Source organism: Pedobacter hiemivivus, from assembly GCF_005144565.1.
GTDB lineage: Bacteria > Bacteroidota > Bacteroidia > Sphingobacteriales > Sphingobacteriaceae > Pedobacter > Pedobacter hiemivivus.
The window spans coordinates 418,668-436,775 of the sequence record NZ_SWDX01000004.1 but is presented as its reverse complement, the minus strand read 5'-3'; the positions used below and the strand labels follow the sequence as shown (position 1 = coordinate 436,775).

Annotated in this window: 12 protein-coding genes; 3 read left to right on the top strand and 9 right to left on the bottom strand. The window is 39.8% G+C overall.

Annotation, left to right across the window (positions count from 1 at the left end; translation table 11 throughout):
- Positions 1–65: 65 nt before the first annotated feature.
- Positions 66–431 carry a hypothetical protein gene (locus FBD94_RS12185; RefSeq protein WP_136880384.1) on the bottom strand — a complete coding sequence of 122 codons (366 nt, stop codon included), beginning with the start codon at positions 429–431 and terminating at the stop codon, positions 66–68.
- A 314-nt stretch (positions 432–745) separates the two neighbouring features.
- On the opposite strand from FBD94_RS12185, the gene FBD94_RS12180 reads away from it, so the two are divergent.
- From FBD94_RS12180 to FBD94_RS12170, 3 genes are read left to right on the top strand one after another with little or no spacing between them, the layout of a single operon-like run.
- Positions 746–1,555, top strand: a complete 810-nt coding sequence (locus tag FBD94_RS12180) for an MlaE family ABC transporter permease (RefSeq protein WP_131609840.1) — start codon at positions 746–748, stop codon at positions 1,553–1,555.
- 8 nt (positions 1,556–1,563) lie between these two features.
- The gene (locus tag FBD94_RS12175) at positions 1,564–2,334 is read left to right on the top strand and encodes an ABC transporter ATP-binding protein (protein ID WP_131609839.1); all 771 of its coding nucleotides are present in this window, start codon (positions 1,564–1,566) and stop codon (positions 2,332–2,334) included.
- Between the two features lie 4 nt (positions 2,335–2,338).
- A complete protein-coding gene (locus FBD94_RS12170; protein ID WP_131609838.1) occupies positions 2,339–3,325 on the top strand; it encodes an MlaD family protein in 987 nt (328 codons plus the stop codon).
- Between the two features lie 131 nt (positions 3,326–3,456).
- Here the strand turns inward: FBD94_RS12170 and FBD94_RS12165 are convergent, their stop codons facing one another.
- The 8 genes from FBD94_RS12165 to FBD94_RS12130 all read right to left on the bottom strand — a co-directional run bounded on the left by FBD94_RS12165 (position 3,457) and on the right by FBD94_RS12130 (position 18,083).
- Positions 3,457–5,868 (bottom strand): glycoside hydrolase family 3 N-terminal domain-containing protein, encoded by a 2,412-nt coding sequence (locus FBD94_RS12165; RefSeq protein WP_235884451.1) that lies wholly within the window; start codon positions 5,866–5,868, stop codon positions 3,457–3,459.
- Between the two features lie 98 nt (positions 5,869–5,966).
- Complete coding sequence (locus FBD94_RS12160; protein WP_136880383.1) at positions 5,967–6,653, bottom strand: Dph6-related ATP pyrophosphatase; 687 nt, start codon at positions 6,651–6,653, stop codon at positions 5,967–5,969.
- Between the two features lie 206 nt (positions 6,654–6,859).
- Positions 6,860–8,125, bottom strand: coding sequence for a glycoside hydrolase family 88 protein (locus FBD94_RS12155; RefSeq protein ID WP_136880382.1), 1,266 nt, complete (start codon positions 8,123–8,125; stop codon positions 6,860–6,862).
- A gap of 32 nt (positions 8,126–8,157) precedes the next feature.
- On the bottom strand, positions 8,158–10,434 hold the full coding sequence (locus tag FBD94_RS12150; RefSeq protein ID WP_136880381.1) for a glycosyl hydrolase family 95 catalytic domain-containing protein: 2,277 nt from the start codon (positions 10,432–10,434) through the stop codon (positions 8,158–8,160).
- Positions 10,434–11,825 carry an alpha-L-fucosidase gene (locus tag FBD94_RS12145; RefSeq protein WP_136880380.1) on the bottom strand — a complete coding sequence of 464 codons (1,392 nt, stop codon included), beginning with the start codon at positions 11,823–11,825 and terminating at the stop codon, positions 10,434–10,436. The genes FBD94_RS12150 and FBD94_RS12145 overlap by 1 nt, the downstream gene beginning before the upstream one ends.
- 20 nt (positions 11,826–11,845) lie before the next feature.
- A complete protein-coding gene (locus FBD94_RS12140) occupies positions 11,846–12,847 on the bottom strand; it encodes a DUF5017 domain-containing protein (RefSeq protein WP_131609833.1) in 1,002 nt (333 codons plus the stop codon).
- Between the two features lie 37 nt (positions 12,848–12,884).
- Entirely contained in the window at positions 12,885–14,888 is a 2,004-nt protein-coding gene (locus FBD94_RS12135; RefSeq protein WP_136880379.1) for a RagB/SusD family nutrient uptake outer membrane protein, read from the bottom strand.
- Between the two features lie 18 nt (positions 14,889–14,906).
- Positions 14,907–18,083 (bottom strand): SusC/RagA family TonB-linked outer membrane protein, encoded by a 3,177-nt coding sequence (locus FBD94_RS12130; protein ID WP_136880378.1) that lies wholly within the window; start codon positions 18,081–18,083, stop codon positions 14,907–14,909.
- Positions 18,084–18,108: the final 25 nt, after the last annotated feature.

The window sequence follows — 18,108 nt, the reverse complement described above, 5'->3', positions numbered from 1 at the left end:
ATACAGCTAAGTATTCACAATACTCAAAATAAGAATAATATGGAAAGAATCTAATTCTAGCCTAATCAGCTAATTATACGGTGCAGACGATCGTGAATGATGTGATTTAACTCCAGCATCACAAAGGTTCCCTGTAGCAACTCCTTTAAAGCAATGATCTCGATTAACGATAAAACGTAGCAATGATCGCAGGCGCAAATGAAGAGAATCTCTACATCAGGAGATTTGGTATTATTGAGCAACAAATCCTCAATATCAATATGATAGACAGCCTTTTTTAACTTCAGAATATTACGGTAGTCAAAGCGGGCTAGCTTTCCTGCAAAATCGATGTACCAGCAATTTTCAAGATCAGATTGATAGATTGCACCTGCCTTAGTGCTAAACACCTCAACAAAATCGACTGAAGACTGAATGGTTAAATTTTGCATTAATACCTATTGATTAATACAAAGGTGATTATTATTTAGATTTATTCCAAATCAACAGGAAGTATTTTTATAATTTTTATTTTTAGATGCGCATATTTACTGCCAATCCATCCGAATTTGCAGGTCACCTGACTTATAATCGTTCTAAATAAAAAAAAAGCAGCTTAGCAATCATAATATTACATTGTATTTATAATGCAAGGAGTAACTTTACAAAATTATGGCTCAGGGTTTGATAGCATCGTTATAGATGAGACATCTTCCTTTGCATTTAAGCACCGCTACTAAGACAATTATGATATTAAGCCTTATTCATGGAGAACAAAGCTGAAAATCCATCCATACCTAACGAAGAAGTTAAAGGCCCGGGCAAATTAGCACGTATGTTTTTAACTTTATATGATGTTTACAAGTTCATAGCTCGCTTCTTTAAAGAAGGCTTTCTGCCTCCCTACGAGCTAAAAGAACTATTTCGCCAGTGTTATGAAATTGGTTACCGTTCGGCCCTGCTGATCTCTACCACAGGATTTATTACTGGCGTGGTATTCACCAAACAGTCGCGCCCCTCTTTATCAGAGTTTGGTGCAACTTCATGGCTACCTTCTCTGGTTGGAATTGCCTTATTAAGAACCCTTGCTCCTTTGCTTACTGGTCTTATTGCGGCCGGAAAAGTAGGTTCTAGCATAGGTGCCGAATTGGGTTCGATGCGGGTTACGGAACAAATTGATGCGATGGAAGTTTCGGCAACCAACCCATTCAAATTCTTAGTATCTACCCGTGTGCTGGCAGCCACCATTACCATCCCTATCCTTACATTTTATACGGCGATGGTTGGGATGCTGGGTGCATTACTGAATGTATCCATGAGTGAAAACACAAGTGCACGTGCCTTTTTTCAATCTTCACTAGAGCAGATCACCTTTCTTGATTTTACTGCCTCAACAATTAAAGCTATTCTTTTTGGTTTTACCATAGGAATGGTTGGCTGTTACCAAGGGTATAATTCATCAAAAGGAACCGAAGGTGTGGGTAAGGCAGCAAATTCTGCTGTAGTAATTGCCATGTTCCTCATTTTTATTGAAGAGGTAGTTTCAGTCCAATTTTTTAGTCTGTTTAGAACCTAATTTTAACGATGGAACAAAAACCGACACTTAAAAACACTGAAAAAGTAATAGAGATCAAAGGATTATATAAATCCTTTGGCAACTATCATGTACTTAAAGGAGTTGATCTTGACCTTTACAAAGGCGAAAACCTTGTTGTTTTGGGAAAATCTGGTACAGGTAAATCAGTACTCATCAAAATCCTGGTAGGGTTACTTACGCCCGACGTTGGCGAGGTAAAAGTATTGAATCAGTACGTTGATCAGATTACCTATAAAGAATTGCTAGCTTTAAGACTAAAAGTAGGCTTCTCTTTTCAAAATAGTGCATTGTATGATAGTATGACGGTAAGGCAAAACCTTGAATTCCCATTGGTAAGGAATCAAAGGAACCTAACCAAAGCAGAGGTTAACCTCGCTGTGGAGGAAATGCTAGATGCCGTGGGTCTGCTACAAACCATCAACCAAATGCCTTCTGAATTATCAGGTGGACAAAGAAAGCGTATTGGTATTGCCAGAACATTGATCCTCCGTCCAGAAATCATGCTTTATGATGAACCAACCGCAGGTCTTGATCCTATTACCTGTCTGGAAATTAACAGCCTGATCAACCAAGTTCAAGAAAGATTCCATACCAGCTCCATTGTAATTACGCATGATCTTACCTGTGCCAAAGCTGTTGGCAACAGAGTAGCCATGCTTTTAGACGGGCAATTCCAACATATTGGAACATTTGAAGAAGTATTTAACACAAACGATGAAAGGGTTAAACCTTTTTACGATTATAATTTTATTCAGTAAAAATATGCAAGCAACAGACAACCGTAAACAGATAACAGTAGGTGTATTTATACTCCTCGGCTTAGTCATATTCGTTTTAGGGGTATTCACTTTAGGAAGCCAAAGAAAAGCATTTGTAAAGAGCTTTACTGTAAACGCTGTTTTTAATGATATACAAGGTTTAAAAGCCGGAGGCAATGTTTGGTTTTCGGGAGTTAAAATTGGTACGATCAAAAAAATCCAGTTCTATGGCACCTCACAGGTTCAGGTGTCTATGAGCATCGAGGAGGACTCCCACAAGTACATCCATAAAAATGCATCGGCAAGTATCAGTTCTGATGGATTGATTGGGAATAAAATTATTGTCATTACCGGTGGTAGTCCGAAATTCCCTTTTGTTGAAGATGGTGACCAGTTACAGGTAGCGAGTACGCTATCTACGGACGACATCATGAAAACTTTTCAGGTGAACAACAAAAACCTGGTAGATGTAACTTCAGATTTTAAGGTATTGGCCAGCGGTCTTGTTGAAGGAAAAGGTGCTGTAGGGGCTTTACTTACTGATGAGCAAATTGCTAAGAACTTTAAAGCAATTGTAGAGAACCTTAAAACCACTACCGAGTCGACAAACAGAATGGCTGAACAAATGAACACGTTTAGCAAAACTTTGAATACAAAGGGTGGCTTAGCAGATAAGTTAATGACAGATACGGCTGTGTTTGCCAGACTTCAACAAGCAGTGACTGAGTTACAGAAAACCGCTCAATCGGCTTCGGCAATGACAGAAAACTTAAACAAAGCAACGTCTAAATTTAATAAAACAGATAATGCTGTGGGTTTGTTGATCAACGATCAAAACACTGCCGACCAGGTTAAAGTGATTATGCAGAATATGGAGACAAGTAGCAAGAAGCTGGATGAAAATCTGGAAGCACTTCAACATAATTTCTTGCTGAGAGGCTTCTTTAAGAAGAAGGCGAAGGCTGAAGCTGCTGCGGCAACTCAAAAATAACCGTTCTCTTCAAGAGCTGCATTAATCGCTGAAGAAGCGAAGAACGCTGAGGCTCTTTCTGAGAAGGTAATTTTTGTCTGACAGCATGGTGGCTAACTGGAGCGGTTTAGGATCGTGCCTAAGCAGGGTTTTTAGTTGATTACTGTAAACTCCTTTTTCAATTTGATATCTTCTGATGAATTGCCAATCATCACCTGAAATTTACCAGGTTCAACTGTCCAGTTCATGTTTTTATCGAGCAGGGCCAGATCATCAGGGTGTAGTACAAATTTTAGGGTTTTAGTCTCACCAGGAGCAAGACTTACTCTATCGAAACCTCGCAGAACAGATTCATAGGTTGTTACACTACTTACCAGATCTTTAAGATATAACTGTACTACCTCATCACCTTTTCGGGTTCCGGTATTTTTTACATCGACACTGATTTGGATGTCTGCTTGTTGGTGGATTTCTGTTTTGCTGATTTGTAGATTGCTGAATTCAAAAGTGGTGTAACTTAATCCGTATCCAAAGGGATATAAGGCCCCTAATACACGTGTTTTACCATTACCGTTGGGGTCATCATTTTTACCCTGACCAGCTTGAGAACCCGGTTTGAAAGGGAAGTTTAATTCGATCTGACCAATGGATTTTGGATAGGTCATGGTTAACTTACCGCCAGGATTGTTTTCGCCAAATAGGGTTTCTGCAACCACTTTCCCAGCCGAAGGTCCCGGGAATCCAGCTTGAAGGATCGCTGGTAAATAGCGGTTCTCCCAGTTGATGGTTAGTGGACGACCGTTTACCATCACCATCACAATAGGTTTTCCTGTAGCGTATAGGGCCTGTAATAATAGCAGTTGACGGCCGGGTAAGTTTAGACCTGTTCTTGATTTACTTTCACCAACCTGATTATCTGTTTCACCCACAACTGCAATTACGATGTCTGATACTTTTGCATCTGCAACCGCTTTATCGATTTGTGCTTGCTCTTCGGTAGTTAATTCTGTAGCGATAATTTCACTTTCAGGCCATTTGGCATCAATCACCTCACAGCCTTTACTGTAATTTACTTTTGCGTTATTACCGACAAAGGCTTTAATCCCATCCAGAATAGAGATTATGGGGTTATTAGAAGGCCCGTATCTACTTGTCGTATAATCTATTTCCGCTGCCAATGGACCTGTAACCAATATATTTTTGTATTTATTGATGGCTAAGGGCAATAGGTTCTTTTCATTTTTTAATAGTACCATTGACTCTCTGTTGAGTTGAACGGCCAATTCTTCATCAGCTTTGGTATGTACTTTCTTATCTGCCGTAGCTGGATCTTTTACATATGGATCATCAAACAGGCCCAATCTAAATTTCACCCTTAGCACGTCAGCAACCCGTTCATCCAGTGTTTTCATCGAGAGAGAACCGTCTTTTACCAACTCTCTTAACGGAAGTATAAAATTCTCCGGCATAGTGAAGTGCGTACGCACGTTCAATCCGGCCTGTATCGACTGCCGTACGGCCTCTTTATAGTCTTCGGCGACATGATGCTTACCTGAAAGAAATTCTACAGCCTCACTGTCCGAAACCACATAGCCATCAAAGCCAAATTGTTTACGCAACAGTTCTGTCAGGAAGTAATAGCTTCCAGTTACTGGTTCTCCGTTCCAATCGTTGTAGCTACTCATAATCCCCATTGGTTTGGCTTCCTGAATCACCCTTCTGAAAGGATAAAGAAACAGCTCATGCATTTCTCTTGGTGCTACATGTGGATCGGTACGTGCCTGCCCATCTCGTCCGCCTTTAGGCACACTGTATACCGCATAATGTTTTAAAGTAGCTGCCGCTCCTTGATCTTGAATACCCAAGGTCATTTGCTTGCCCATTTCGGCAATCAGGAATGGATCTTCTGCATAGCATTCTACTACCCTGCCCCAACGCGGATCTCTGGCCACATCAAGTATTGGCGCATACACATTGGTATAGCCTAAAGCCCTGGCTTCACGCCCTACAATGCTTCCGGCTTGGTACACCAGCTTTTTATTCCATGTACTGCCAATATTTACAGGAGCAGGAAAAGGAGTAGCACGGTCGTGGCACAAACCATGAATTCCTTCATTGCTAAAATCTACAGGGATACCCAAACGTGTTTCCTCTACAAACCATTTTTGTACCGTATTGATGGCATTGGCATGTTTACTGAAAGGGAAAGAATATTCGGTTACCGCTTTTTTATTATATGGGAGACTGTTTAACTCCTCATCTATATTTGCAATACCATCCTTCCAGATTTTCGTTTTCCATTCTGGGGTTGGCATTTCGTCTTTCAGTACCCTGCCATAGCCATATAATGTGGCAGTCTGACAAGTTTTCTCATCCAGATTCATCTGGCTCAACAAATCCTTTACCCGGGCTTCAATAGGTTTGGAAGAATCTTCAAAAACATCCATCTTCCCATTTTTATTAAAATCTACCCAACCTTTATGGTAGATATTCTTATGCTGTGCAATAGCGGAATCTGCTAAAAGGGTCAATGCAATAACTGCAAGCGACTTGTATTTCATCATGTGTTAAAAAATTACGGCAAATATGATGCTACCAAATTACCTTTTTAAGCCAAGCGTAAATTGGCCAATGAATCAGTTATTTTTACATGCCGTTATCATTAAATCAGATCAATATACCAATACCCGGCAAGCGCATCCCCAACAGGAGATGGATAGGTTCTAAAAACCTTTTCACCTATAGTAAAATCTATAGGCTGCTTAAATATAGGGCCATCAAAGACAAAAGTATGGAACTCGCCATTCTCACCACATGGGTCTATACCTGTCGGCAGATCAGCAATAAAAGTTTCATCAATCACTCTTCCGCAGAAATCTTCCAGACCTTCTTTAGCGCATACTACAATTGTTTTATAGCCCAAGCCAATAAATTCTTTTAAAATAGCTGTAGTATCTCTTTTCCAAAGCGGAAAAACAGCTTCCAAACCTATTTCGGACAACTTGGCCTCCCTATAAGCCTTTAAATCTTCCAGAAATATATCTCCAAAAATAGAATGGGTAATGCCCTCCGATTTAAGCTGCATTAAGTGTCTATGCATATGGTCTTCATAAACCTTCATCTCCGGTGATTCAGGCAAACGAATTTGATATAAGGGGATATCAATACTTTTGGCTTGAGCAATCAACAGGCTTTCCCTTACACCATGCATACTCACCCTATTAAACGCGTCATTAACTGTAGTCAACAGATAACGTACATCAAAACTTTCATCTTGTAGGATATGATGTAAGGCCAGTGTACTATCCTTACCACCACTCCAATTAAACACACTAATTTGTTTCTTCATTGCTTTAACTAACAGCTAAAGATACGCAAGCGCTAGAAATATACTGAGATCCTAAAATAAATTCAGAAGAACGAAAACCATAAAAAAAGGTGGCCAAGCATTTACACATGCCTGGCCACCCTGCTTGAGATTAAAATTACCTTCTCAGAAAGAGCCTAGTGTTCTTCGCTTCTTCAGCGAAGCAATGCAGCTCTTGAAGAGAACGGTTATTTTAGCTTTTGATATCTCAACAACGCCTCCAAAAAGTAATAATCTGCATAGATTAAAGGCACATCAATTTCAGATTTATGAGGAAGACTTCCTACAGAATGCTTTAAGATAAACCCAGCATTTGTACCTGGTTTCGCCAAATACTTATCACCCGACAATGACTTCAACATCAGCTCTGCCTGAGTAAAATATTTCTTACCATCTTTAGCAAAGGTGCTCAGCTCCAATAATCCTGATGCGGTAAGTGATCCTGCCGAAGCATCACGAGGAATATAGGATACTTTATTGGCAGCATAATCAAAATCTGGCTTGTAACCTTTTTGCTCCGCATTAAAGTCCCAAAATGGAATTTTATCCTTTGGCAAATTCGGATGGTTGATATAAAAATCTGCTGCCTTTTGTGCAGCTTCTAAAAAGCGCTTGTCTTTCGTTTCTCTGTACATCATGGTAAAACCATAGATGGCCCATCCCTGTCCCCTAGACCAAGTTGAATTATCTGCGTAACCTTGATTCGTTTGCTGATGCAACACTTTACCATCAGGCGCATAATCAACCACGTGATAAGTACTAAAATCAGGTCTAAAATGATTCTTCATCGTATTTAAAGCATGGCTTATCGCCACATCTTTATACTTCGGATTACCCGTAAGTTTAGAGACATAGCAAAGCATTTCCAGGTTCATCATATTATCGATGATTACCGGATATTGCCACATGGTTTTATTGTCCCATGACTTTTTAGCATTCCATGATTTAATCAAACCCACTTTAGGATCAAAACGTGTCAATGCAGACTCTGCCGACTGGATTAGTATCTTATTATACAGTTCTATTTTCTTCGGATCTTTTTCAAATCTGATGGCATTACCATAAGAACAATACATTACAAAACCTACGTCATGGTGTTCCGTTAAAAACTGTGCTTGCTCTAAAGCTTCCGTCCATTTGGTAGCCGCAGCTTTCCACTCTGGTTTTTGAGTATACTCGTAAAGATACCACAAGCCTCCCGCAAAAAAGCCTTGTGTCCAATCCTTAATATCTGTACTTCTCACCGACCCATCTTTGTTCGTTGTACGAGGAAACTGGGTCAAATCTGTTGAAGTTTTAAGCAATTGGTTATACTGGTTTTCAGCAACAGCAAAGTCTTTTTTAATCAGTTCAGTTTTTGGGGATAGCAATAAGAATGAGGATGCGGTCACTGAAACTGCTAATGCTGATACCAGCAGCAGGTTACGTCTTTTCTTCGTGAGATTTAGTTTCATTTGTGTTATTTTAAATAGATATTAATATTCAATTACTTTTTCTTGGCCAATTTCCCGAAGCTGTTGTCATTTGTGCTATAGGTAACCACATCCTGCACGCCGATCTTTAGATCTTCTGGATTGAGGTAAAGAACTGCAGTTTCGCCTTTAGGAATGGTACAGCTATAAACCTGATTACCCATATCCAGGATCTTAACAGTAGGATTTGCTTTCAACTTTGGAGTGCTGGTAAACCCAGGTTTAATGTGGAGTGTTCCTCCGTTTAAGCTTTCTATTTTAATCCAGCGTGTAGTGCCAGACTTACGAACCGCTGTTAACAAAAAAGCCCCCTCGGTACGTAAATTCTCAAACGAAGCATTTGCCCAGTTTGTAGGAACAGCGGGAAATACCCTTGCTGTATTGTTCCAATATTGAAGATAAAGCTCCTGAATACTTGCCGCAGCAGCCAATGGGGTTTCTATAACCGGCCCACTTTCGAGGTACATGGTATTTGGTTTTACAAACTTATCGAAAAGCTGGTTCAGATAATCTCTGGCCGCATCTCCATTACCCATCATGGCATAAATAGATGCCCCGCCTGTGAATGAATATCCTTGTAAAGCGGTTGGAAAACTATGCCAGTGTGCCAACGACTTTTTAATTAAGTTCTGGTTTTCGGGCTGGTCCCAGTTCACAAGATATAGCGGATAGACCATCAACAAATGTGAATAATGGCGATGTGATTGACTAAAGGGCACATCAGCAGCGATACGAAATCCATTTTCATCCTGTGGATAGGCGACAAGATTATCTGATACATCTTTCCACTTAGCTGCCAGAGGGTCATTCAATTTCAATTCATCATTAACCTGAAGTAATGTTTTACAGCCCCAATTGAGCAGTGCAAGATCATAGTTTGTGTCGGTCCCCTTTCCTACCGGATATTCAGGAGAGTGCGTCTTAACACTAAAATGCCATTTACCATCATTCTCCTTTTTCAACAGGTGAAGCGGGTAGTTGATACTGCGTTTTAATAATGGATACAGCTTATTTAACACAGTTTTATCCATGCTATACCTATAATGCTGCCAATAATAATATAAAATCCAGGTGAGGTTACTCAATTCAGCTTCACCATTAGAAATATCGGCAGTTGATCCGGCAAGCAATTTGACCGGCGCTACAAGATCTGCTCCTGAAGCCCTTGCTATAGCTGCGGCATCGTGTTGATATTCTTTAGGAACATTCTTGATCAGGTTAACCTGCTGCTCATCAATAATACGCATTAAAGAAGTAGCGATGTTTAACCTGTTGGCCGTATAAAGTGGACTATAAGTAAGCTGTATATTTAAGTTAAGCCAATATGCCGGCCAAGGAGTTTGCTTAAACCACGGCCCCATTAAATCCAGAGCAGGCTTATCCGCTCTTGTTCCCGAAGCTAATTTATACTGCTGCATCCAATAAAAAGACTGCATCCTTGAATCAGGAATAGTCAGAAAGCTTTGAGGATAATACCTATGCCACCATTGCTGATGCTGTTGAATATGGCTGCTGATTGGTACAGACTTAAAGCTTTTAAGCGTTTGAACTGCTTTATTTACATATTGCTGGCCTTCCTTTGAAAAGGCAACAGTAATCAGAAAGTCAGTACCCAATGCTGTATTTTGCTGCTGCCATGCGGTAGCATAGCCGCCTCCGGCATTCAATGATTGGTCATACACCTGAGTTTCTCCGTTTTTAACTAGCTGACCTGTCGGATTTCCTTTATAATTATCAGGGACTTTAATATGTGAATATTTAGTCCTGCTACTTACCGATTCCTCTGGTACCCATTGCCAGGTAAAACCTCGCTCTTCACCTTTATAGGCCGCACTGTAATAAATCACATCGGAATCGGAAAAAGTAAGATTTCTAAACTCGATACTTCCTTTATCGGTATAAATAACACCTCTAATCTCTGCATTCCATAAATCCAGTCTAGCACTCACCTTAGTAATCTTTCCAACAGGTTTTACCAGAAAGTGTCCAATGGGCAACCTTGCCTTGGCTAAAAGCGGAGAGGTATTTCCTGACTGGTGGTCTCTCACATCACTGCGTCCAATATCTATACGCAAACCGTTTTCGGTATCCCTATAGATCATTGTGCCAAGCAATCCATTTCCTGTAAAAACACCTTCGTTCCAATTCGCACTTAAATCGTCAAATACCAGATCGCAGCCCGAAAGAAACTTAGGCCAATTGAGCTCAGAACGAGACTGACTAGCAGCCTGCAAACAAGGCATGGCAAAAAGAAGTATCAATAGAATCCTAGGGAGTATTGCCTTTTTCATTAAATGGTTACTTTAAATACATATACCGGAATGCCTGTCGGTAGTTTTGCAGGAAGTTTTACAGATAAACTACTACTATCCTGCTTCCATTGCACCTTTTCTTTTGAACCCAAAAGCGATACGCCTTGAACAGGAGAACTAGTACTTCCCAGACTCTTAATCAACATATCTCCGGCACTCCAGCTTCTTGCGTACACATAAATTACCCGATTCTTTTGAGCAAAATAAATATCCGGAGTAATCCCTTTAACTGTATTGTCATTGTCTGTATCCACAATCCCTGTCACAGCTTTAGCGCCAACACTCGCGTCAACAGGAAGGCTTTCATTTGTAACGGTCCAAGGTTGAACACCATAAATGGCCTCCTCATTGACTTTCATCCAGGCTCCTATTTCTTTAAGGTTATCCACACTTTGCTGAGGAAGTGCACCTTGACCATCTGGATTTACATTCAGCAGGAAGTTTCCGCCTTTGCAGACGATTTCTACCAATTGGCGAATCAATAATTCTGGAGATTTCCAGGCTTTATCATAGCGATTATAACTCCACTTACCACTCATGGTAATACAAGCTTCCCAGGGTTTAGTCATTTTTGTCGCTGATATTTGCTGCTCCGAAACAAGGTAATCACCCAATCCATTCCCAATGCGGCTGTTGATGATACAATTTGGTTGAAGCTTATGAATAAACTGTTCCAGCTCCAAACTTTCAGGTTTACTAATCAGTTCAGGCGTATCAAACCAAATGATACTGATAGGGCCATAATTGCTTAAAAGTTCTTTAATCTGTGGCTTTACTTTGCGTTCAAAATACTTAGCAAACACTTTTCCATCTTCATTCGGGAAGTCCCAGGTATTACTTCTTCCAGCTTTCTCAGGCCAGTTTGTCGGGACATCTGGATCCTCCCAATCACGCCCTAGTGAATAGTATAAACCTAGCTTCAAACCATATTTTTTACATGCAGCAGCAAGCTCCTTTACAGGATCTCTATGCCATTTTGTTGTTTTTACAATGTTGTAGTCGCTAACTTTAGAGTCGTACATCGCATATCCATCATGATGTTTACTGGTAAACACCACGTACTTCATTCCAGCCTCTTTTGCGCCCTTAACCCAGGCATCGGCATTAAATTTAACGGGATTAAAATCATCAGCTATTTTAGCATACTCCTTAACAGGAATACGTTCATATAACATAAAATGCTCATTCCCTTTTGATGGCTTTCCTTTCCATTGGCCAGCGGTAACAGAGTAAAGTCCCCAATGTACAAACATGCCAAATTTAGCATCCTTCCACCACTGCATAGCTGTAGCTGGTGTGTTAACCTCTTGAGCAGTTAAGGAACCGCCTAAGAAAATCAATATTAAAATACCTTTTAGTGCCTTCTTCATTTATAGGTTTATATTTTAAATTAAGGCTTGGTTACTTTTATTGACAGTGGTTTCACTACAGTAGCAGAACTATTAACGACATTATTTGAAGCTACAAAAGTTGGTTCGGACAGCGTTACCGATGAGTATTTATATGGATAATTTTCGAATTTAGCGGAGATAGATTTAAGGCCTACCCCAACATCCGGACTAACTTTCTTTAGGTTAATCGGTCCCATGATTGCCCATGCTTCTGCTGGAGCTGTTGCTGCTCCTACAGTTGCCGCACCAGTAATGACTAAGCTGGTACCTGCAGTAAATACCCATGGATATTTATTAGCATTTTTTGCTTCATCATAAGAAACCCACCAGCCAGGACTATAGGTAATCACACCGTAATTTTTAATCTCTGTATTTGGCGCGCCCAAATTCCCTATCGTATAAATGGACCCATCCGCTAGTTTATTTGTAAGCGTTAATAGGGTAATGGTCCATTTGTTTTGTATGGATCCTGCAGCAGCTACATACTTAAATGCGATGTATACTGGCTTACCTGAGTTCGCAAAAGAAGAAAGATTAATATCTCCTGATGCGGTTGCTGCTCCGGTGGACAAAGCTGCCTGGGCAGTAATATCTGACCATTGTGCAGTTGCAATGTTAGCATTTGTAGTAGCAGTATCTCTAATTGTTGAACCAGGTTTTGATGCGATCCCCTTAAAATCAGAAGAGACCATTAATGCCAGAGAATTTGCCTGTGTTCCGGTAGCTCTTAAAGAAGTAAACTGCAAAATAGGAGTCCCATCCGCAGCTGTTCTATCTTTATTAATATACTGTCGATTAATTTCTCCCGAATAGAATGTAATCACGTCAGGGTTGCCCTTGAAAACAAAATTCAAAGAATCTGAAGTCGTATAAGTATTACTAACAGCACCGTTAGTTTTAGATACGGCAACATCAAAATTAAGCGATTTTACTTCTATTTCTTTACTACAGCTTGCAAAAGTGAATGCTATTGCTGTAACCATTATATATCTATTGATCATAAATAAGTTCTTTTATTGGTTAATGGTTCTTATCCAGTTACCAGCCCGGATTTTGTGTCATGTTTTTATTTACAGATATTTCCGATGAAGGAATTGGAAATAGCACATTTCGATCAGTGATACTTGATCCTGCTAATCCACCATAAGAATTTCCACCAGCATTAGCTTTCATATCTAAACCTAAATCATTCATTGTTTTCACCCATTTCCCCCAACGAATCAAATCCGGTCTTCTCAAAGTCTCGTAACAAAGCTCCCTTGCGCGCTCATCTTCTATTGCCTGTTGAAAGTCTGTAAGTCCAGCCAGATCTACCACAGAAGTTGCAATTGTGGCTGTAGCCGTTGCTCTTACTCCTGCATAAGTAAAGACCGCCCCTGTTACAGCTGCAGATGAAGCTCCACTTGCTTGTGTAGGTCCGGTAGTTGTTGAAGTACCTGCTGTTGTAATTGTGTACAAATTATTGCCATTAAATACTTGTGTTCCTACCATGTACGCAGTATTAGCCGTCCAGGCCGAACCAATGGTAACTGTTGGGGCACTTGTATAACCTTTTCCAGGTTTAGTTAAAGCTAATGCAGTCACCTTCGCTGTCGCAGCAGTAGCTGAATAAACAACCAATGCCTCTCCTGCTGCATCCACACCACCACCACCAGTAATGGTCACTGGGATATTATTAACACCCGCTGTAAGATAACCAGTATTACCGGCAGTAGCTAAGGTTAAACCACTTACTACAGATATCGAGGTAACGGGCGTTTGAGGATTCAAACCAAAACCGCGTCTTCTAACCTGGTTTAACGCATCATAAGCAATCGGAGTAGCACCATTAACATGGAATTCTGCTTCTGCTAACATGAGCAACACGTCAGAATACCTTAAAATAGGGAAATTTATAGGTGTAATATTTTTTCCTTTAACCGCAGTAGTTTCATATTCCCTTCTCCATTTGCCGGCATTACGACCATAGAGATTTGTCGCTGTGAAATAGTTCTTATAAACCGTATTTGTGGCTGTATTGAATCCATAGGTATAAGCACCAATGGCCCAATCTCTTCTTAAATCACCAGCAGAATAATAATTATACAACTTAGCTGTAGTATTAATAAATCCATAGCTGTAGCCTATTGTAGCTACAATATTGTCAGCTGTAGCCACAATACCATTTGTATTTCCCAAACGATTTGCATTACCATAGCCATCAGATCCATTCCCCTTATTTTCAACTTCCCACATACTCTCTTTCACATCGTAACGGTCTTGATGTGCATTAATAAATACCTGGCTGTAACTGGAGTTCAAACTATGTGATCCTGATTCTTTTACCAGTGTAGCCCATTTCAGTGCTGCAGCATATTTACTTTGATCTTGCAAAGGAAAACCAGCCATTGTTAAACAAACTCTGGCTAAAATACCTTCAACGACTGTTTTTGATACTCTTCCACTAAACCCAAGCTGATCAGAACTGAATACCTTACCTTCAGCTAACTCCATATCTGCAAGTATTTGTGCATACACTTGCTTTACAGGTGTCCTGGTTACAAATACGTCAGTAACTGACGGCGTAGGTTCTGTTTTTAATGGCACGTCTCCAAAATTACTCACCAACAAGAAGTGATAATATCCGCGCATAAAATAAGCTTCACCTAATATTGCATTACGTTTTGTTTCATCTATTGAAGCTACATTGATGTTTTTGATGAGAATATTTGCTCTTTCAATACCTTGATAGAGCTGAGACCAGAAACTATTCAATTCCGCATTTGTGTAATCGAAATTATAAACCATAACACCGGTCGACTGTCCACTCCTGGCATAAAATCCCTCGTCTGTTGCCGCGCCTAATTGGTCGAACATATTGTCACCATATATTCCAGCGGTCCCTAAAGGTTGGTATACACCCGCAAGTGCACTTATCAATTTAGCTTCCGTATTGTAATATTCCTTCTCTGTTAATGAATCAGTTGGTTCCGTATTTAAAAACTTTTTACACGAGCTAAATCCAAGACTGATCAATATTGCTATTATGAATATGTGTTTCATAAACTTCTTTTTTTAAAATTAAAAACTCAGGTTAGCGCCGAAAGCAATTGTCCTGCCACGAGGATAAGCACTATAATCAAATCCTGCGGTTAATGCCGAAGCATAACTATTTACTTCTGGATCAAGACCAGTATATTTTGTGAAAGTGTATAAGTTCTGACCTGACACATAAACTCTCAAAGACTGAACCTTAGCTTTTTTCAACAAATTAGCTGGTATGTTATACCCAAAGGACACTGTTTTTATCCTTAGATAGGAACCATCCTCGACGGTGCGAGAAGAATAACCTCCACCAAAAAATCCATTTACCCGGTAATTGGATGCATTCTGAGTATCAGGTGTCCACCTGTCACTATAACTGGCAAACTGTTGCAAGTATGTTTTATTTAACCCATTTCCTTCAAACACCAGCCTGTTTGTGTTTTGTATATCATTACCGTAAGACCACTGTAAGAACACATTCAAGTCAAAGTTTTTATAGGTAAAGTTATTCCCAAAACCGCCAATATGTACAGGCAGGCCATTTCCTATTATTGTGTAATCTGAAGCATTTACAATACCATCATTGTTCAGATCTTTATACTTGATATCGCCTGGTTGTATCAGTGCACGCGTATTTCCGTTTGTAGGAACATTATCTTTCAAAAGATAAGCTCCCCCACTGGTCACAGTAAAGTCACTGTATTGGTAGTTACCATCCCATATAAAACCATACATATCTCCCAACGGTCTTCCTATTTTCGCTATATAAGCTGGAGTGTTCTGATAACCATTATCCCATCTTACAGCAGTAGTGATGGCCTCCTGATTTTCTGCAAGCGCCAAAACTTTATTCCCGTTAAATGAGATATTAAAACTACTTGTCCATTTAAAATCTCTTTTATCAATATTAACGGTGTTAAACGCAAACTCCAGTCCTTGATTTTGTACTTTTCCTATATTTTTAAATGCTCTATTGTAACCCGAAGATGTTGGAATATCAGCCGCTAACAAAAGATCTTTTGTAATTTTCCGATAAGCATCAATGGTAAGATTTATACGGTTCTTAAAAAATGAGATGTCTAAACCAGCATTATATTGGTCGGTTGTTTCCCATTTCAGATCCTTATTACCGATAAAGTAATACCTGGTATCGTTAATATTGTAACCTGGTATAACAGATGAGACATAAACATCATTAAACGAATAAGATAATGTTACCGGCAATGCTGAGGTAGACAGGTAAGAAAAATCACCTACCCGGTTGTTTCCGGTTTGACCATAACTTAGTCTCAACTTGCCATCAGAAATGACAGAAATCTTTTGTGCCCAGTCCTCCTGTTTAAATCTCCATGCAAATGATGCTGCTGGAAAATAAGACCAGTGATTCTCCTCACTAAACTTAGATGATCCATCTGCACGATAAGAGACTTCTGCGTAATATTTAGACTTATAATTATATTTTAAACGTCCCAAAAATGATGCTGCCGTCCACAAAGAACTCAGGGCTCTGGTACTAGCAGGATTTAATATCCCTTCATCCAATCCACTTAAGCCCAAAGATTCATTCGGCAAAAAATTAGCGCCAAAACCATTAGCACTGGATGTATTTCCCTGTTGGGTAAAACCAGCTAAAACATTCAGATTATGTATTTTATTATAGGTTTTATTCCAGGTTAATGTATTCTCATTTGCCCAGTTAAACGCCTTAGTGGTCAGTATGCTACCGTTGACACCATTGGTCATTCCAGGATTCGTTCTGGGATTACCATAGTAAGATAAAGAGTTATTAAATGATTCGGCAATTGCCGTATTGTCAGTTAAAACACCCGTTGCACGAAATTTCAAAGTAGGAGAAAATGTAACCTCAGCATAAGTATTCGCGCTAATGTTCCTCGTTATGTTATCCCTGATTAAATTCTTCTGATTGATGAGTGGATTATATTTATAATCATTAGTACTATTAGTGGTTTCATCTACAGGCACTGTTTCCGAAAGCGGCGAAGTAGGACTAGAACCCCATACACTATATAAAATATTAGTTGTACCGCTATTCGTAGATGCCCCTACACTATTACCCGATTGCTTAAGAAAGGAGTAATTGGCATTAACACCAAGCTTAAGGTATTTGCCTATAGTTTGATCAAGTGTAATTCTTCCCTGGTAACGTTTGTAACTGGTATTAATAATGGTACCATCCTGTTGATTTGCAGAACCTGAAATTGAATACAATGTTTGTTTAGTACCACCTCTTACAGCCAGGTTATAATCCTGTAAACTTCCGGTTTGAAAAAATGGCGACTGCCAATCTGTAGCCGATTCATTTCTGTAATCTTCGAGTGTTTTACCTGGTCTGGTTAATAAATAATAAGTTGGTGTAGGATTTGCCGGAGTTCCAATGGCCGGATCACGTTCTAACTGAGATTTTACATAATCGTAGCTACTCATCAGATCCATTCTTTTGTTATTAGTTGTATAACTCTGAGTTGTACTAAGCGTAATCACTGGATCACCTATTTTACCCTTTTTTGTGGTGATCATAATTACCCCATTAGCACCACGAGCTCCATATATAGCAGTTGCTGCAGCGTCCTTTAATACATCAATAGATTCTATATCCTGTGGATTGATCACATTGTTATTAGCCCCTTCCACTGGAAATCCATCTATAACATACAACGGTGAATTATCCTGAGTAATAGAATTGGCCCCCCTTACTACAATACTTACTTGCGATCCAGGTTGACCATCTGAGGACGTAACCTGTACACCAGCAACTCTTCCTGCTAGCGCCTCGTCAAATGAACGAACCGGAGCATTTAGCATATCCTTCATGTTCACCTGAGCTACCGAACTCACTAAATCGGCTTTCTTAGATGTACCGTATCCAATCACTACTACGTCATTCAGCGTTTTATTGTCCTCGACCAGAATCACGTTAACAGTTGACCTATCACCAACAATAATTTCTTTCTGTAAATAACCGATATAAGTAAAAACTAGTATGGCATTTCCTTCCTTTGGAATCATAATGGAGAACTTCCCATCGCTGCCTGTTGTTGCGCCAACCTTGGTCCCTTTAACCTGCACACTTACGCCAATCAACGGAGTTCCGCTTCCTTGTTCTGTTACCTTACCATCTACCTTCCTTGTCTGTTGGGCAAATGCTGTAATGGCAAAAAACAGGCACATAAAAATCATGTAAATTTTTCTCATACATCAATAAGTTTAAATTTGGTAT